General features: G+C 42.4%; 20 protein-coding genes, 1 other RNA gene and 1 pseudogene. 5 read left to right on the top strand and 17 right to left on the bottom strand.

Going from position 1 to position 18,056, the window contains the following annotated elements:
* Positions 1-115 precede the first annotated feature (115 nt).
* The 7 genes and pseudogenes from NSQ26_RS05005 to NSQ26_RS04975 all read right to left on the bottom strand — a co-directional run bounded on the left by NSQ26_RS05005 (position 116) and on the right by NSQ26_RS04975 (position 4,190).
* Positions 116-199, bottom strand: coding sequence for a putative holin-like toxin (locus NSQ26_RS05005; RefSeq protein ID WP_499719984.1), 84 nt, complete (start codon positions 197-199; stop codon positions 116-118).
* Positions 200-341: 142 nt separating this feature from the next.
* Entirely contained in the window at positions 342-983 is a 642-nt protein-coding gene (locus tag NSQ26_RS05000; RefSeq protein WP_499719475.1) for an NUDIX domain-containing protein, read from the bottom strand.
* A pseudogene (locus tag NSQ26_RS04995) lies at positions 980-1,496 on the bottom strand (GNAT family N-acetyltransferase). Before NSQ26_RS04995 ends, NSQ26_RS05000 begins: the two are co-directional and overlap by 4 nt.
* A gap of 24 nt (positions 1,497-1,520) precedes the next feature.
* On the bottom strand, positions 1,521-1,943 hold the full coding sequence (locus NSQ26_RS04990) for a GNAT family N-acetyltransferase (RefSeq protein WP_499719474.1): 423 nt from the start codon (positions 1,941-1,943) through the stop codon (positions 1,521-1,523).
* A 231-nt stretch (positions 1,944-2,174) separates the two neighbouring features.
* Entirely contained in the window at positions 2,175-3,491 is a 1,317-nt protein-coding gene (locus NSQ26_RS04985; RefSeq protein WP_499717685.1) for an IS1380 family transposase, read from the bottom strand.
* 112 nt (positions 3,492-3,603) lie between these two features.
* Positions 3,604-3,774 carry a GNAT family N-acetyltransferase gene (locus NSQ26_RS04980; protein WP_499719472.1) on the bottom strand — a complete coding sequence of 57 codons (171 nt, stop codon included), beginning with the start codon at positions 3,772-3,774 and terminating at the stop codon, positions 3,604-3,606.
* 65 nt (positions 3,775-3,839) lie between these two features.
* The gene (locus tag NSQ26_RS04975) at positions 3,840-4,190 is read right to left on the bottom strand and encodes a hypothetical protein (RefSeq protein WP_499719470.1); all 351 of its coding nucleotides are present in this window, start codon (positions 4,188-4,190) and stop codon (positions 3,840-3,842) included.
* Positions 4,191-4,329: 139 nt separating this feature from the next.
* Here NSQ26_RS04975 and NSQ26_RS04970 point away from each other — a divergent pair, with 139 nt between their 5' ends.
* A complete protein-coding gene (locus NSQ26_RS04970; RefSeq protein WP_499719469.1) occupies positions 4,330-5,181 on the top strand; it encodes a polysaccharide deacetylase family protein in 852 nt (283 codons plus the stop codon).
* 91 nt (positions 5,182-5,272) lie between these two features.
* Entirely contained in the window at positions 5,273-6,091 is an 819-nt protein-coding gene (locus tag NSQ26_RS04965; RefSeq protein ID WP_499719468.1) for an MBL fold metallo-hydrolase, read from the top strand.
* 37 nt (positions 6,092-6,128) lie between these two features.
* On the opposite strand, the gene NSQ26_RS04960 is transcribed toward NSQ26_RS04965, so the two are convergent.
* The 3 genes from NSQ26_RS04960 to NSQ26_RS04950 all read right to left on the bottom strand — a co-directional run bounded on the left by NSQ26_RS04960 (position 6,129) and on the right by NSQ26_RS04950 (position 9,226).
* Positions 6,129-6,713 (bottom strand): hypothetical protein, encoded by a 585-nt coding sequence (locus NSQ26_RS04960; protein ID WP_499719466.1) that lies wholly within the window; start codon positions 6,711-6,713, stop codon positions 6,129-6,131.
* 217 nt (positions 6,714-6,930) lie between these two features.
* Positions 6,931-7,722, bottom strand: a complete 792-nt coding sequence (gene fadH / locus NSQ26_RS04955) for a 2,4-dienoyl-CoA reductase (RefSeq protein ID WP_499719464.1) — start codon at positions 7,720-7,722, stop codon at positions 6,931-6,933.
* Between the two features lie 142 nt (positions 7,723-7,864).
* Positions 7,865-9,226, bottom strand: coding sequence for an IS4 family transposase (locus tag NSQ26_RS04950; RefSeq protein WP_499718298.1), 1,362 nt, complete (start codon positions 9,224-9,226; stop codon positions 7,865-7,867).
* A gap of 315 nt (positions 9,227-9,541) precedes the next feature.
* On the opposite strand from NSQ26_RS04950, the gene NSQ26_RS04945 reads away from it, so the two are divergent.
* Together NSQ26_RS04945 and NSQ26_RS04940 are read left to right on the top strand one after the other, a co-directional pair.
* On the top strand, positions 9,542-10,189 hold the full coding sequence (locus NSQ26_RS04945; protein ID WP_176763794.1) for a MarC family protein: 648 nt from the start codon (positions 9,542-9,544) through the stop codon (positions 10,187-10,189).
* A 120-nt stretch (positions 10,190-10,309) separates the two neighbouring features.
* The gene (locus tag NSQ26_RS04940) at positions 10,310-11,656 is read left to right on the top strand and encodes a TrkH family potassium uptake protein (RefSeq protein WP_499719463.1); all 1,347 of its coding nucleotides are present in this window, start codon (positions 10,310-10,312) and stop codon (positions 11,654-11,656) included.
* Positions 11,657-11,775: 119 nt separating this feature from the next.
* On the opposite strand, the gene NSQ26_RS04935 is transcribed toward NSQ26_RS04940, so the two are convergent.
* From NSQ26_RS04935 to NSQ26_RS04910, 6 genes are all read right to left on the bottom strand, one after another.
* Positions 11,776-12,909, bottom strand: a complete 1,134-nt coding sequence (locus tag NSQ26_RS04935; RefSeq protein WP_499719462.1) for a THUMP domain-containing class I SAM-dependent RNA methyltransferase — start codon at positions 12,907-12,909, stop codon at positions 11,776-11,778.
* 27 nt (positions 12,910-12,936) lie between these two features.
* On the bottom strand, positions 12,937-13,194 hold the full coding sequence (locus NSQ26_RS04930) for a hypothetical protein (RefSeq protein WP_090775073.1): 258 nt from the start codon (positions 13,192-13,194) through the stop codon (positions 12,937-12,939).
* Between the two features lie 123 nt (positions 13,195-13,317).
* Positions 13,318-13,711, bottom strand: an RNA gene (gene rnpB, locus NSQ26_RS04925) — RNase P RNA component class B.
* A 77-nt stretch (positions 13,712-13,788) separates the two neighbouring features.
* Positions 13,789-14,223, bottom strand: coding sequence for a ribonuclease HI family protein (locus tag NSQ26_RS04920; protein ID WP_245701059.1), 435 nt, complete (start codon positions 14,221-14,223; stop codon positions 13,789-13,791).
* A complete protein-coding gene (gene gpsB, locus NSQ26_RS04915) occupies positions 14,210-14,530 on the bottom strand; it encodes a cell division regulator GpsB (protein WP_499719460.1) in 321 nt (106 codons plus the stop codon). The genes NSQ26_RS04920 and gpsB overlap by 14 nt, the downstream gene beginning before the upstream one ends.
* A 158-nt stretch (positions 14,531-14,688) precedes the next feature.
* Positions 14,689-15,240, bottom strand: coding sequence for a spore coat protein (locus NSQ26_RS04910; protein ID WP_499719458.1), 552 nt, complete (start codon positions 15,238-15,240; stop codon positions 14,689-14,691).
* Positions 15,241-15,449: 209 nt separating this feature from the next.
* Between NSQ26_RS04910 and pepF the strand changes: the two genes are divergently transcribed.
* Positions 15,450-17,249 (top strand): oligoendopeptidase F, encoded by a 1,800-nt coding sequence (gene pepF / locus NSQ26_RS04905; protein WP_499719456.1) that lies wholly within the window; start codon positions 15,450-15,452, stop codon positions 17,247-17,249.
* A gap of 18 nt (positions 17,250-17,267) precedes the next feature.
* Here the strand turns inward: pepF and NSQ26_RS04900 are convergent, their stop codons facing one another.
* The gene (locus NSQ26_RS04900) at positions 17,268-17,963 is read right to left on the bottom strand and encodes a hypothetical protein (RefSeq protein ID WP_090775075.1); all 696 of its coding nucleotides are present in this window, start codon (positions 17,961-17,963) and stop codon (positions 17,268-17,270) included.
* Between the last annotated feature and the right edge of the window lie 93 nt (positions 17,964-18,056).

Raw genomic sequence — 18,056 nt, 5'->3', positions numbered from 1 at the left:
CCGCAGGTGCTCGTAACACACCCACGGTCGCGAGTAACTGGATTCCCTTTAAGAGGGACAGCCAATGTAAGCAGATGCAAACCACCCTACCAAGCATGGCAGCGCTTAAGGGTGGTTATTTGTCTTTTGACAAATGGATGATCGATACAATCAAACCCGTGAATGCGATGAGTAGCATTAGCGCTTGAAATGTCGTCATCATGCAACACCTCCCTTCTACAGGAAGTGCTGTCCACCCTTAAAAATCCAATTACTGCATGACAATCATAACACACTGAAACATTTTTTGACAATACATAACAAGCAACCGCTTTCTCTCCTCTGTCACTTTCCTACACCGACTATGTAGACAAAAAGTCCGCAATCACTCGCAAAGATTCATCTTCATGCACCATCACTTGAAAATGCTCGTCTACATCCGCACGCGCAACAATACATACGCCCTTTTCTTGCAGGGCACGAATTGTCAATCCTTGCTCTAAGATGCTCCATTCTTCTCGTTTCACGTGTATAAGACCTTTTACTTCACTTGAAGGTGTGATACCCTCCAAGTCAGCGTCGGCTAAATAAAGCACATAATGCGTATATGCCCCACATGGCAACCCTTCCCGATACGGTTTGTGTGGATGCTTATTTTTTCTAAACTGCACAAGAAATGGCGCAAGCTCATCCTCGCACTGTACTTGCATAAAATTATTCGTATCTAAATCATGCAAATATGTCGTTGATGAATGTTTCAGTCGAACAGCCACACCGACTTCCTCTAAAGCCTCGCGCATCGCACATTGGACGACCGTTTCTCCGACTTCTTGCCCACCGCCAACGCCACCAATCCGGTAATAACCTGCTCGATTTGTTGTGTTGATGGTAGCGATCAGGCGGTGCTCCGAGTCTTGGAGAATCACCCCTGCACAAAATGGTTGCTCATCTGTAAGACTTGCGACATTGATTGTTTTCATTGCTCGCCCCCTATCAATACTCACTTAAATTCCTCCCGCAAAATCGCATAGAAATATTCATCCCACCAACCGCCTTCATGAGGAATACATTTCTTAAAAAAACCTTCCCGTCGCATCCCGATTTTCTCCATTATTTTATATGAAGGGTGATTTTCTGGTTGACAAGTTGCAATAATCCGGTGAGCTTCTAAATAGGTAAATCCATAGTTAACAAATGCTCGTGCTGCTTCGGTCGCAAAACCTTGCCCGTAAAATTCCGGATGAAACACCCAACCGATTTCATAAGTGTGTTCCCCGAAACATTTGAAAAAATCAATATGACCTATTAAACGCGGCTGTCCTTTTAAAAACACCGCAAATTTTGTTGCTTGTTTGGGACAATTTTGCTTTTCAACAAATTCTTTCGCCATTTCTTTTGTGAAAACCCCTTCTGGAATGTATGTCATGACTTCAGACAAAGAGGTGTACTCGTATAATTGCACTAAATCATTGTAAGTAAAAATTACGTATGGACAATCTATCTGTTTGTAAATCTATTTTCATCCGTTTTTCTTCCCCAATCTACGCGTCTCGAAGATCCCTTACATAAACGTCCAGCACCGTCACCTTGCCGTTTTCCTCTTCACTTACCTCGCGTTCATAAACAAAGTTCAACTTTTGTAACGCTTTGATTGAATTGATATTTTCTCGTTCCACTTTTGCTTCCACCTGTTTGACATGCAAATGATCACGGGCATAGGTCATTAGTGCATCAATTGCCTCAGGTGCATACCCGTGTCCCCAATGTTCTTTTGCGAATTCATAACCAATTTCCACTTTCCCCTGCGCCACGTCGATCTCGTTGTACCCACAAGAACCAATCACTTCCTTTGTTGGAGCTTTCCATACCGTATAGCGCAAAGCTCGTTTTTGCTCCGACAAGCTCCTTAAAAAAGCAATCATTTCTTCGGCTTGAGACACATCAGCAAATGCATCCACATTCATAAACCTACATTATTCATAGAGTGACTTGCACAATGGAAGTATTCAAAGATACCCCAACCAACTCCTGAAAATTAGCAATAAGCTAAAAGGAAGACGTATCAACCTGCCAGAAACCAAATAAACTAAATGAATATAAACTCATTGATCAAAATTTTCACGTGCAACACCTAAAAAAGGACAGACTGCTCCCTTGTCATTAAACAATACGTAAAGATATTTATGAAATGCACATCAAACCATGCGATGCCTTCGTCCCCATGACTGGATGTTTCTCATCATCTCAAAAAATGCTTTTTGATGGACAAAGGACGCAGACAACTTCAGATGGAGATAACGCCCAGACTTTGTGATCTTTGCGCCAACCTTGATAAACAAAGAGCGAAAGGAACTCATACGATAACGTTTGACAGAGTCAGGCGCAAATAACACTTTGGCAGTGATATGCAGGTTATAAGCGATGAGAGAGATCATCATACGTGCGCAGTTTGGAATGAAATAATGGCTGTGCATAAATTTACAGCCGAAGTCGTTCTTCGCTTCTTTGATGAAAAGCTCCATTTCCCCACGTTGTTTATAGATAGAGAACACATCTTCCGGATTTACTTCGAGATTTGTCACGAGGAAAGTATGTTGGAAGAGCAATTCTCCAGGGACACGTTCATAACGAATCATCACGCGACGAGCACGAGACCAAGAACCTGCTTTATACACACTCTCTTTATAGTGAACCTCATGATTTTTGTTCATGTCATAATCTGGTCTAAGCGCCTCTGCTTGATCATGCAGAACGCTGTTCGCTTTTAAGCGAATGACGTAGTCGACGCTTCGCGCCTCACAAAAATCATACAGATCAGGCATGGCAAACCCGCTGTCTCCACGTACAAGCATATTCACACGTGGAAGTTTCTTTCTTGCTTGATCAATAATATTTGCACACATGGCTGATGCACCATTTGAAGTGTATTCTTGTCCAGGACGATTGATCGCTCCGAGACACAATCCTGTTTCTCCATCGAACGCAAGGAGTGGATGGTATCCTGTTGTTTTGTAATGTCCACTGTAACCGCGATTTTCTTGTTTCCCATGCGTTTGAAAGTATGTAGAGTCAAGATCGATAGTGATCTGTTCCTGATTTAGAGATTTGATGGTTTTTAAACTTGAGTGGAGAAGGGATGCATCCATTTCCTTGATATTTTCTGGCGCGATCGCTTGATAAAATCTTGTGAGCGTCGATTGGCTCGCTAACGCCTCTTTGTTTAATACTTGCGTCATGGTTGGATCATGAACAAGCTGTTTTGCGGCAGATTCTGTGTGATACCCACCAAATCGTTGGAAAATGAGTTGTTCCATCACAGATTCATGTGTATGATCGGGCTCGCTTCGATGATCAGGAATGTGTACAGTTTCGTGTAGATCAATGAAATAATCAAGTTGATGCGCGACTTCTTTATACATCAACACACCAGCATCCGAAGTGATGCGTTCGTTTGATGCACTTATTTTTAAATTTGGATTGAATGTTGGTCTAATTTCGTTTAAGATGGCCATAAGGGATTCCTCCTACGTGAGTTTTTGTGGCAACTTAAACATACCAGAGGAATCCCTTTCGTGTACACTTTTTAGCTCATAGATTTTCACCCATTGGGTGAAAATCTATGAGCTAAAAAACACTTGGACGATAATGGATTGAACCTTGTTTAGACCGAGAATGTGAATAATGTAGGATAAATTTGGTCACATCTGGATCTGACCAAATTTCAAATAACGCCGGCGCATCTTCAAGTTGCATTTCTCTTAACTGTAATCGTTTTGTTTGGATATCTTGGTTCAATGGTCATACCTCCTCAAGTGCTTTCATTGCAATCATATCATAATACAACACCGAAACAAGCCCCCTTAACTTCCCTTTATTTTCATCACAAAAAAACCACCGACAATCATGGCCATACCGACCGCTGTTCGCCAATTTGGGACTTCCTTTAAAAAGATCCATCCTAATAAAACGCACACGGAGATTTCAATCGCTTTGGATAATGTTAAAGACAAAGTCAGTTGCTGCAACACATCATACGCTTTCTTTACGCCAAAGCCAATCATTAAGTTCGCCGCTAACATGAGCGGAACAAGTTTTACTTGGTACCATAATGTTGTTAGGAAAACCGGCTCGATATGCTTTGCTTGATAGGCAAAAATAGCATTGATGATGAAAAGCCCTCCAAACAATAACCTGATTGCAGCGAACATCATTGCTTTATCCCCCTCATATCTGTCTCACTGTTATTTTTCCATCAGGAAACTTTTTTATCCTAGGGAAAAAATGTGTACCCTTTGCGATATGAAAGGACTTAGGGTATGATAAAGAAAATCATTGGCGAGGAGCGTTGTGATGAAGTTTCGCGCACTTACCCTTTTACTGTTAGGAAGCCTTATCGTTACAAGTTGCAACACGGATCATGAACAGTCCACACAACCTGAAGAGACTAAAGAAGTGAAGCATACAACGACTACAGAAAAAATAGAACACTTATTTTTACGCGCAGAAGATATTGACCTCACGCCTTTTAACGATGAACCAAGCGAATGGGGCGAAACCGTCACAGGTGTGAAAACCAAGCTTGCCACTACAAACCAAGTCATTGCGCTGACATTTGATGCATGTGGCGGGGAGTACGGGAGCGATGTAGACGAAGCACTCCTTGATTTTTTACTGGATGAACAAATCCCAGCTACTTTATTTGTGAATGAACGATGGATCGAACACAATTATGAACGTTTTTTGGCGCTTGCTGCGGACCCACTGTTTCAAATCGAAAACCACGGCACCGCCCACAAACCGCTATCTGTCACTGGACAATCAGCATGGGGCATCACTGGGACGGCTTCTATTACGGAAGCTTTTTTCGAAGTAGCACAAAACCATAATCGGATTGTATCAGAAACCGGTCGCGCGCCAACTGCCTTTCGCTCAGGTACCGCTTATTATGATGACGTTTCTGTCGAGATGGTGACTTCACTCGGATTAAACGTCGTCAACTACAATGTGCTCGGTGACGCTGGTGCCACTTATTCGGCAGCGCAAGTACAAGAAGCACTGCTCGAGGCTACACCCGGTTCCATCGCACTTCTTCACATGAACCAGCCCGAAAGCGGCACGGCTGATGGTGTAAAAGCCGCTGTTCTGTTATTGAAAGAACGCGGATTTTCTTTCGTCTTATTAGCAGACTACCCGTTGGAATGAAATACAGCTGTACATCCAGACGGGCGTCTTTATTTACTCACACAAAATGAATGATGACTCATTCATATCATGCTCACTTTTTCAATCGGAGGTGCTCACGTTGTTTTTACATAAAAAGATGGTTCAAGGTCAAATTGGCGATGTACAATACGCTAACGGCATCATTCAGTTCCAAGCAGTCAAGCTCAACGTCCATGCTTTCGTCATAGACGGAATTGCGATTGATACAGGTGCCCACTCACTCGTTAAGCAGTTCCTACAGTTTTTCTCCACACAATCAATGGACGCCGTTTATTGTACGCATGTGCACGAAGACCATACCGGTTGTGCCGCAGCGCTGCAAAAGCAATATGAGCTGCCCATTTATTTAAACGATTTGTCCGTCGGTGAAGCGCGTAAAAAAGGGAAATATCCTTTATACCGACAACTTTTTTGGGGCAGGAGAAAAGCTTTTATTGCTAGTCCATTACCTGAAACATTCCAGTCACGCACATACGAGTGGAGAAGTATCTTCACACCCGGCCATGCGGCTGACCATACTGCATTTTTAAATACATCAACGGGGCAACTCTTTTCCGGTGACTTGTTTATTCAAGCACGCACAAAAGTCATCATGGACACAGAATCCATCCCGCAAATTATTCGCTCACTAGAACATGTCCTAAGTTATGATTTTGAAGAAGTATTTTGTAGTCACGCGGGATATCTCTCAAATGGGAAAGAACAACTACGTGCTAAGCGAGATTATTTGTGTAGTTTGACGGAAGAAGTGACGAATTTACATGAAAAAGGGCTAACAAACAAAGAAATCGCGCAAAAACTGTTCCCCCGTGTATACCCGATTACACGTTTCTCTTCCGGTCAATGGCATACAAAGCATATCATTACGTCGATTTTAGGGGAGAAATAACAGCGTGAACACCGGCACGCGGTGTTCACGCTCCTTTTCACTCGTGTACCCATTCAATCCCAATTACAACAAATGTCTCTTTTGTCTCTCGTAATGCGTCTATTCCTTCATCTGTATACCATTCTGAGTGCAGACCCTCATATGCAGACCACAAAAACAATGGTGATTTTTCCGCATCCGCATCCAGCCCTCCCGCAGTTGCATAAGTGACAAATATCTCATTACTATAAGGAAGTGTTTCAAGAGATTCAAAGCCAGCTGTGCCATCATTATCTACTGTATGCGTAAAAAAAGAAAAAGAAAGATCTTCGCCCTCAGGCACTTTTGCAAACTTATACGCAAAATGACGCTCTGTTGCTGGATCTACACTTTCATATAACCTTCTTGATTCATTTTCGTTTAATTCACCATTCTCATATACATCTAAATACACATTTATACCCTTCACTGTTTCTTTCAAATGAGCTGTCTTAAAAGCAACTGCGCCATCTAAACCGATCATCAACAAACGTTGTTCTTTCTCATTCCAGTTAATCGGCTCAAACACTGACTTGCTTTGTAAACACCCACTAACGAACAAAAGACTTGCGACAAACATTGAATATACTGCGATCCGTTTCATATAAACCCCTTTAATATTCAGTTTTGCATGTATTTTACCATAGTAGACCTATAAGAGTATAAAAGTAAGAGGGGCTTTTAGATGACCGAAGTGCTAGGGGAGGAAAATAAAACGCTTCTTCCGACGCAGCGCTAAACCTCGATGTACTCGAGTAAATACAACTTTGCAGCAGATCGGTAGCTTATCAAACCACGACCTACTGCAAATTGTATTTTACTTAGCTCGTAAAAGCAGCTGCACCTGTTTGGAAGCCCGATTGACCAATGGACTGTCCACCATCAATTGTAATACATGTACCATTAATATAAGATCCTTGCTCGGACATTAAGTAAGAGGTTAAATTAGCTACTTCCTCACCTTTTCCGAAACGGTGCATTGGGATGCTTTTTAACGCCATTTTGTGTGCTTTCTCGCTTTGGATAAGTTTTTCTACGCCACCCGTCTCTTCAATTGGACCGGGTGCAATCGCGTTAAAACGAATACCATAGCGGCTCCCCCATTCAACAGCAAGCGTTTTTGTCATTGCAAGTACACCTGCTTTTGCGCTAGCAGAGTGGACAACACCAGGTCCGCCTGTCCATGCATACGTCGCGACAATGTTGACGATAGAGCCTGGTTGTTTTGTTTCAATCCAATGTTGTCCAACCGCTTGTGTCATGTGCCATGTCCCGTTCAAGACGATGTCGACAACCGCATTCCAACCGTTGAGGCTTAGATCTTCAGCTGGGCAAAGGAAGTTGCCCGCCGCATTATTGACGACACCTGTAATGCCACCAAATTTACTGACAACGTCGGAAATCATGTTTTTGACACCTTCGTCATCACGTACATCGACAGAATATGTCGCAATTTGCCCCTCAAATGTTTCTAGTTCCTGTTTGGTTTTTAGTAATTTCTCCTCGTCACGCGCACAAACAATGACGTAAGCGCCTTCATTTGCAAATTGCTTGACCATCGCTTTCCCCATACCACTGCTGCCACCAGTAACAATTATGACTTTTTTATCCATGATATATATCCACCCTTCTCCAATGTTTCCTCTCGCATATGACTCCTCCTCCCCATTATGCATAATTTTTGCCATAAATGAAAGGGGTTTCATTTATTTTGTTTAGAAAACTTTTTTCTGGTCACTTTTTTGTACTTACTACTCAACTTTCGCACCTCAAATCAGGCATGTAAGCCTTGATATAAGTGGGTAATCCAGCAATCCAATGTGAGAGTTGACTTTTGATCAAGCGCTGTGCGCGCTTATCAATCTTGTCAAAAGCATCATGAAGAAGCTCGAGTAACTGTTGCAACGCAACAGTCCAATCAAGCGCCTGCATCTCATCACAGAGATCATAAAATACACCACCCAGTGTCCGATGATCATTGTGGCAACGATTTTGCCAGGATAACACGATATATCTAGTAAAAACAATGGTTGTGTGGCTAATAAGTGAGTCGTACGAACGCCCTTGAAACTCCTTTTGCAAACGGAGGAGCGACTTCGTCGTCTTGAAAAACACTTCTATATCCCAGCGGATCCCGTAAGTTCGGATAATCTCCTGTTCAGAAAGGGTGCAGTCTGTACTCAAAACAGCAAGCCATTCTCGCTTTTTATTCCGATTACGCACAAAAACAACTTTAACAGTGACACCATTTGCCATCGTTGTCGTGATGGAGCGGAGAACACCTTTTTTCTCAGGAAGAGGCGTTGCACGGTGATAAAGCTCCTTCAAAGATAGCATTTTACCGTTTACTTGATAACGCTGTTTTGAATTCTTCACCATACCGATAACATCAATTCCTTGATCTACAATGGCTTTGATCAATGGCTGTTGAGTAAACCACGAGTCCATTAAGACATAGGAAGCCTGAACGCCTTTCGATAATGCTCGCGCGATCATACCAGGGAGTTGTTCAGGAGCGGATTGAAGACCCTCTTTACGTCGCTTATAACCAGCACTACGCTTATCGAGATCTTCGTTGATGCCATTGATGATAGATTTTTTGGAACTCAGTAGTGAAAAATCAATAGGTATAAAAGTGTTCCCATCGGACCAACCGAGTGTAAGCATACGAAATCCTTTATAAAAGCGATTTTTAGTGGAAGAATGATCAAAACAACGGGCAAGCAGTTCGACCCTTTTACTGCGATTGCGGTCATATGAAGAATCGTCCACAATCAAGACCTTGGGACGATCATTTGATGTCAATGCGCTGACTTTTTGAATGACAGCTGTACTGAGCGATAAAAGAAACTTTCTCCAAGCAAACTTTGGATAGTTTAAAAAGCGATATATAGCGTCTTTTCCAGGAAAATCTTCACGCTTCTTTGAAGTGAAAAGCGCAAACCAATTTTTTTGGTGGAAAATGAGCGCGAATACAAGGCGAAATAAAACATTACAGCTAAACCCAAAGTTCTTCCGAATACCTGATTGACGCAAATGCTTTGTCATTTCTAGCTCCGATAATACAACATTAATTTCATTTGGGAGTTGCTCATTTACATGCCTTTCAGTTATCATAGAGAAAGCACCTCTTCTTTTTGGTATTGGGTTTAGTCAACTCTATTATACCTAAAAGAAGTGGTGCTTTTCATGTTTCAAGTACTGATGTCAAGGAGCATATTTCATAGGCCGACAGGCCTTGTTATAACTGAAACTCGAAGCATTTTTTGCCTGCGAAAGTTGAGTTACTACATTGAAACGATGTGACTATTAGAAACTTTTCTTGGGATTTTTTATGCATATTTACTACATGACTGGTCAAACTACCTGTGAGCGCTAGAGAGATTAGCCCTGAAATTCACCTTAAGAATAATGAGAAGGAGCGATCGTCACATGGTGTCGTTTTTTATTCACGCCTTCGTTTCTATCTTTGCAATTATGAATCCAATTGGGAACATTCCTGTTTTTCTTGGCTTAGCAGGAGATCAGACTAATATGGAACGACGGAAAACGGTTCTGAAAGCGGTCCTCGTTGCTTTTGTCATTTTGACTATTTTTTTGTTGCTTGGACAATTCGTTTTTAAACTATTTGGTATTACAATTGATGCGCTAAGAATAGCCGGTGGCATCATCTTATTTGGCATTGGCTATCATCTCGTTTTAGCAAAGAGGACATCAAGTCACTCATTGCACGACAAGGAGCAATCTGAAGGAGAAGACAAAGGTGATATTTCCATTTCTCCACTTGGTACCCCATTGATCGCTGGACCTGGCACAATTGCAGCGGTCATGAGCTTGACATCTAGTCAGAATAACCGTTGGATGCATGTCGGTGTAACATTCTTTGCGTTTACTGCTGTCTTATTTATCACGTTTATCGTTCTCATGTTGGCCAATTGGATTCAAGGGAAAATCGGGCATACTGGACTGGCAGTCATCACACGCCTCATGGGACTCATTTTAACAGCCATTGCCATCGAAATGATTGTCCTTGGCGTTGTTGAAGCCTTCCCGATTGTACATCGACGGATGGCTGCTTAATCTCCCGCAAAAAATGGTTGCCTATTGCCTTCCTTTCATTTAGAATATATCCATCGTATGAGCGATACCTTTCATTCATACGATGGCATCCAAAACATCATTGAAAGAAGGCATGTAATGATGGGAAAATTTCTACGGAAATCTCTTTCTAAAGAAAAGACACTTCATTTTAATCCGCCCCAAATCCTCGCACTGAGCTTTTTTGCTTTTATCGTTATTGGAACGTTCTTATTAAAACTACCGTTTGCCGCTACAACACACATCTCATGGATAGATGCTTTTTTCACCGCAACCTCTGCCATTACGGTAACGGGACTTGCTGTTGTTGATACTGGACTTGATTATACTGTATTTGGACAAGTTGTCATCATGATTTTAATCCAACTTGGCGGATTAGGGCTGATGACTTTTGCTGTATTAATCGTCATGATGTTAGGAAAAAAAGTTGGCTTACATCAGCGCCTTCTCATTCAAGAGGCAATGAATCAAACGTCGCTTGGAGGATTGATCCGACTTGTTCGGGTTTTACTCATTTTTACAATTGCAATGGAAACAATCTCAGTTCTTTTATTATCCATTCGATGGGTACCTGAATTTGGCTGGCGGGAAGGTATGTACCAAAGTTTATTTCATACAATCTCTGCGTTTAACAATGCCGGGTTTTCCCTTTGGTCTGACGGACTCTCTGCTTATGTCGGTGATCCCATTGTCAATCTTGTTATTACCATTCTTTTTATCACCGGTGGGATTGGGTTTACTGTTTTGGCCGATCTTTGGTATAAACGAACGTTTCACGCACTCTCTTTACATACAAAGATCATGCTCATCGGGACGTTTGCCCTCAATGTGATTGCATTCCTTGTTATTTTCATACTGGAATATACAAACCCAAATACACTTGGACATTTGTCAAGTGTAGAAAAAGTTTGGGGCGCTTATTTTCAAGCGGTCACCCCTCGAACAGCGGGGTTCAATACATTGGACATCGCAAGTATGACAACACCATCTATTCTATTCATTTTGCTGCTCATGTTTATTGGTGCCGGTAGCGCGTCGACAGCAAGTGGCGTGAAATTAACTACTTTCTTCGTAATCATCTTAGCAGCATGGTCTTTCCTAAGAAGAAGAGCTGAGCCCGTTATTTTTTCACGAACGATTAAACTGAACACCATTTTAAGAGCATTTGCGATCATCGTCATTAGTATGATCGTTATTGTTGTCACACTGTTTATTCTCACCATTACTGAAGATGCACCGTTTATGATGATTGTCTTTGAAGTCTTCTCTGCCTTTGGCACAGTCGGTTTGTCCATGGGGCTTACAGACCAACTTTCAATTATAGGTAAGTGTGTCATCATTGTCGTCATGTTTATTGGTAGAATCGGACCACTGACAATCGCCTTTACGCTAGCAACACCTAAAAGATCTAATGTGCGTTACCCTGAAGAAGACGTTTTTACTGGGTAACCGATTGCTTTTATAAAAAGTGTTCGACCCTCTTCGAGAGAGGTCGAACACTTCAAGGAGTTTACATAATAATAATATCGTTAACTTGATTGCCAAATATGGTGCTTTCACAACCTTAATCACCGCGGCGGGCGCGGTCCAAAGAACTGGTAATAATCGGTTTTAATATTACCATTATACAATTTCCGTTTTTTACTTGCCTGCTTACCATATAACGCTTCAAAACCTTCGTGTGAAGTAAGAATATACACCGACCATGTGTCGTGGTGCCGCATGGCTTCCCCCATGTCTTGATACATCTTCTCAACCGTTGCGCGTTCACCAATTCTTTCACCATACGGAGGGTTACCGATGACTACACCGTAGGAACCTTTATTGTGAAAGTCTTTCACTTGCATTTGTTTAAATTTAATCACATCGCCTAGCCCTGCCTCGCGTGCATTTCCCTTGGCTAATTCAACAGAGCGATGGTCGATATCAGAACCAACGATGTCAAGCGATTGGTCGTAATTCGCTAAATCTTCGACTTCTTGTCGTGCCTCATCCCAACGATCTTTCCCAATCCAATGCCATTGTTCAGAAGCGAAATCCCGGTTAAAACCGGGTGCAATATTTTGACCAATCATCGCTGCTTCAATGGCAATCGTACCTGACCCACAAAATGGATCAGCAAAAGGACGCTCAGGATGCCATGTCGTCAATTGAATCATCGCTGCCGCAAGTGTTTCCTTTAACGGTGCTGCATTATGTAAAGCACGATAACCACGCTTATGTAGTCCTTCTCCACTCGTATCAATAGTCAATGTCGCCATGTCCTTTAATAAAGCAACCTCAATCCGATAAAGTGGCCCGTCCTCTACAAACCATTCTTTCTTATAACGTATTTTTAAACTTTCTACGACTGCTTTTTTAACAATTGCTTGACAATCAGAAACACTAAATAACGTTGACTTCACCGATCGTCCAAGCACAGGAAACTCTGCATCGGGCGGTAATAAATCTGCCCACGGAAGTGCTTTTGTCTTTTCAAATAGCTCATCAAACGTTGTTGCTTTAAATGACCCGACTTGAATTTTTACCCGATCAGCTGTGCGAAGCCATAAATTTGCACGCGGAATGGCTGATACGTCAGCCGTAAAGACAACACGTCCATTTTCCACCTTTACATCTTCAAAACCTAGATTCCGAACTTCTCGTGCAACAACTGCTTCTAATCCCATCGTTGCTGTTGCAATTAATGTGACTTTCTCCATCCCATACACCTCTCCTAACTGCCGAAACTACAGCCACTGTCCATCATTTAAATAAACGATCACAGAAAATAAAATGGCACCTACACCTATAGTAGAACTCAGCAAAATGACAGCAATACGCAATTGTGCTGACGCATAGTACAAATAAATCATCGTAATATAAGCGATCAGCGCAAATATAAGCAACAAACCCCCATCAAATAAAGCGCCTTGCACTGCAAATGCAACGACATTCAATAAAAAAAGAACGACCCCCACCCAGTATAGCATAAATGAACGTTTCATTTGCTTCGCCTCCTATGTTTATCATTAGCGGGATGCGCATATCTTAAACAAATTAAAGGCTTAACAAAATAAAAAACCCTCATGAAAGGGTTTTTCGTCGCTTGTAACGCCATCTTGCATCCAATCGATAAGCCATGTTCTGTTCCTTTGTACTGCAAACGGGGATGAGCCTCGTACTCAGGTGGTAACCATCTATCTACAATGAAACATAGTTGTTTCATCATTCATCTTGCTCTGTTCATTTCCAGGCAAGACAATGCCCCTACCATTGTTTGGGTTGCTCGCTCGAGGGGTTTACCGCGTTCCACTCTACTCGTTTCCAAGCAGACTACGTCACTGTGGCACTTTCAAAGCGTGTATGCCGTATCTTAAAAGACTTAGGCAAAACGCTTGCCGTTAGCCAGACATGCTGACTACTCTAGCTTATGAATTCGCTAGACACGAACACTACAAGCATCGCAGCTTGTGCGAGTATGGACTTTCCTCTACGCTTTTGGCGCAGCGATTACCTGAAAGGATGACTCGTTAAAGCGATCTTGTAATTATAACATAAAATTTCGCCTCCAGCAAGATGCGAGAAGCATCTTTGAGTGCTTATACGCCTTCCTCGTTAAATCGCCTCAATGGCTCGCGTAAAGCCAGTTTTGCCAGCGCATCTGCTTTTTTATTCTGCTTACTTGGAATCCACTTAATAAAAAAAAGCTCACACTGATCGACTTGCTTCAAAATCACTTGCAAGTGTGTGCTGAAATGTTTATTTTTCACATAACGCTTTTCAACACTATCACAAACCAATTTAGCATCTGTACAAACACTTACTTGACGCCAGCCGTGATGGAGACAAGTTAACAACCCAATACGTAGTGCCATAAACTCTGCTTCATGGTTACTTGCGCTACCAATAAAATATCGGTCTTCCTTTGTTGTACCGTCCGCAAGCACATAAACAATACCAACACCAGAAGGACCAGGATCACCGCTACTTGCCCCGTCCGTATACAAACGAATCATTTTATTAATCCAACTCACTCATTTTGCTTCCGAATACTTGTTTCTCCAAGTTAGATAACCGCTGTAAAATGTCATAATTTGTGTTACCTGTTGGAGAAGGACTCACTGATTGTGTCACGCGCGCGGATGAAGAACGCTCTGATCGCTTTCTTAAGTGTTCATTTTCTTGTTCTAATTGCGTAATTCTTTTTTGAAAAGCCTCATAGTCCTGAATAATTGCATCTAAAAACTTATCAACCTCATCCTGGTTATAACCGCGCATACCTACTTTAAAGTCTTGATCTAAAATGTCTTTTGCGCTAAGTCGTGTATCCAAGCTACCCATGATATCACCTCTTGTCTCCAATTTCATGTACATCTATTTTTTCAAAAATTGGTGGCAAAGTCAATCATAATCACTCGACAAGTCGACTTATACCTACACGCTTGTCCAAACACGGAACAGATCGATAGGACGAAAAAACTCGCCCTACCGATCATATGCTATCCCCAATATGGACGTTTAGCAGCTGGCTTAGTAGCCGGCTTTGCGGCTGGTTGCACATTTGCTGGCATGTTTGCCGCTGGTTTTGCTGCTGGTTTTGTCGCTGGTTGCACATTTGCCGGGGCATTGGCTGTTGGCATGACATTCGAAGGTGCAGGAACATTGGCAGCTGGCATCACATTCGAAGGTGCATACGCTGACGGTGCCACTGGATAGCTTGGAGCTCCATACGATGGTGCTGGCTGCTCACAATATTGTTCACTTGTTACGTTTTCCTCCACGCTTTGTGTTTGTGGATATTGATGGATGTGTTTATAAACATGGTTTTTTATGTGCGTTGTATGCGTAGGATGGACTTCTGGTACGATATATTCTTGTGTACTTTCAACGACTTGATGCTTTGTCGGATGTACAACAGCCGGCATTTGCTTTGATTGAACGGGAGACGCTGGCCCCTTCCCACATTGCATAGGCGCAACAGGTGCCGAACATACAGGTTTACATACAGGTCTAGGTGGCGGACAACAATGCTGCGGTTTCTTGCAAAACATAGTGTATTTCCTCCTTTTTAGTTGTGATTCACTAATACCTTATGTCAGCACTAGCCAACGTGTACTAATGAAATAACCCAATTTTGCCATAACATTAAAGATAAACATCTATCCACACTTTCACCAGGCAACGATATCTCCATGCAATCATGTGAAATGTTATGTATAATAAAAGGGATTCGTAAAATGTAATGGTCAGGGGGAAAATCATGAATTTAACGCAACGCACAAACGTCCCACTCGAACAAACATGGGACTTAAGCGATCTTTTCAAAGATGATCACAAGTGGGAACAGGCATTGCAATCTTTAGCACAAGATGTACACCAGTTATCCATCAATCAAGGAACATTAGATCAAGGAGCAGAGACGCTGCTCAGTGTCTTACAAACAGCAGAAACGATTCTTGAGAAATATGTGCTTGTTTCTCACTATTCCTCTTTACGTCTATCTGAAGACGGTACAAATGAACAAGCGCAAGCAAACGAAACCCGTACAGATCATGTAGGTGCGTCATTAAAGTCTCAATTGGCAAAAATTGAAGCAGATATTTCCGCGCTTCCAAACAAGAAGATCAATGAATTTCGTAAACAAGAACCTGGTTTAGCGCGCTTTGACGTTTATTTAGATCAGCTTCTTCGTGATAAACCGTATGTTTTATCTTCAGAAACAGAGGAAATACTCGCAGCGCTCTCTCCAGTTTTATCTGCCCCGTACAGCACATATTCTGTGAGCAAAGCGGCTGATATGGCATTCCCTACTTTTACTGGCGCAGATGGCTTAGAAAAACCGCTCTCATTTGCTCGGTTTGAAGACCATTATGAAGAATCAAGCAATACAGGTGAACGTCGACGCGCTTATGATGCATTCGACCAAACGCTCCAACAGTATGAGCATACGTATGCGCAACTTTATGCCACAGAAGTACAAAAACAAGTCGTTTTGGCGCGATCACGTGGCTATGAATCTGCCACGGCGATGCTATTGCATGAACAAGACGTTACGATGGCAATGTACACCAATCAGCTTGATATCATTTATCATGAGCTTGCCCCAATTATGCAACGCTTCGCACGACTAAAAAAAGAAGTCCTCAACTTAGACGAACTTTATTTTTGTGATTTAAAAGCGCCACTTGACCCTGAATTCCAACCAGAAACAACTTACGAGGAAGCTTTTGATGCTGTCATGAAAGCACTTACGCCGCTTGGAACAGCGTATCAAGAAATGCTTGTGACCGCACGGGATGAGCGTTGGGTCGATCGCGCTGATAATATCGGAAAGAGTACAGGCGCATTTTGTGCCAGTCCTTATGGTTCGCATCCATACATCTTGCTCACGTGGACAAACAGCATGCGTGGTGCGTTTACATTGGCACACGAGCTTGGGCATGCTGGTCATTTCCACCTAGCCAATCAGCACCAGCCACTTAACGCAACGGAGTGTTCAATGTATGTTGTTGAAGCACCATCCACAATGAACGAACTATTTTTGGGGAACTATTTACTGAAACAAAGTGACGATTCTAGGATGAAACGTTGGGTCATTTTAGAGTTTCTTGGCACTTATTACCATAACTTTGTCACCCACCTTCTTGAGGGTGCATTCCAGCGTCGCATATATGCGCATGCCGAAGCAGGAACCCCACTTACTGCAGCGCTCCTTCGTCAAGAAAAGCAAGCTGTATTACAGGGGTTCTGGGGGGATACTGTCACCGTTGACGAGCGTGCTGGTCGCACATGGATGAGGCAGCCCCATTATTATATGGGCTTGTACCCATACACGTATTCTGCTGGTTTAACCGCCGCAACAAAAGCTTACAAGCTGTATGAAGAACAAGGTCAACCTATCATGGATGCATGGCTCTCACTTTTAAAAACAGGCGGCAAAAAAAGCCCGCTTGACTTGTTGAATATCGTTGGGATAAATATGGAAGACCCACAAACCATTCGCGATGCAATCTCGTATGTGGATACCCTTGTTACTGAGCTAGAAGCAAGCTACGCCTAAACCCTAAAGCCAAGCTCACTATTTATGAGCTTGGCTTTTCTTGTCTTGTTTTAATGCTTTATAACCAGCGCGTGTAAGTTGGTACATCTCGTCAACATAACCAGCGCTTTTCATCCCGTGAATGGTCTCTTTTGAAAGACTTGGAACAACCCGCCCAATTTCACGGTTTAACTCAGCAATCGTGCCTTCTCGAAGCACGACAGGGTCAATTGATGATGCCACTTCAGACATCACCCCGTCACGTGAAAGCCAACGTTTTGTTCCGTGGACAAGTGAGGAGAAACGCTCTGACGTCTTTAACCATTCCGTTCGAATACGCGAAGTCTCTTCATCAGCACGAACCATCTTCTCGCGCAATCTTATTTTCTCCCTTTCTTCAATTTTTGTTTTGCTCAATAACTCCTCAAATATTTGCGTTTTCTCCGAGTCAAGTGCCTTTAACTTCCGCTCTTTCTCCTCAATTTTCTCGAAGTCAATGGCTTCAGCAGGTAAAGTCTTGTCGACAGAAAGACGTTGCGGCGCGTCTTTAATATATGCATCGAACTTCCTCATTTTCACTAACAACAGCATGACAATGACCCCAACAAAAACAAGGGCACCAAGTACAGCTAGTCGATACCATGTTTCTTGCCATATCGCCAGAAATGTCACAAGCGCTACGGCTAAAATGGCTACAGTATATACCAAAAAGCGTTGTTGTCGTTTTTTCTTCATAAAAGATATCCCCCACTTTTTAAGACTTATGTTGTAAATTTTATCCGCTCCCAACGAGTTTGTCCATTTTTAAGACAAAGAAAAAAGACGGTA

The sequence above is a fragment of the Bacillus sp. FSL W7-1360 genome (assembly GCF_038592975.1).
GTDB lineage: Bacteria > Bacillota > Bacilli > Bacillales > Bacillaceae_D > Shouchella > Shouchella lonarensis.
The sequence above is the reverse complement of the archived record's forward strand: the minus strand, read 5'-3'. Positions and strand labels throughout refer to the sequence as shown.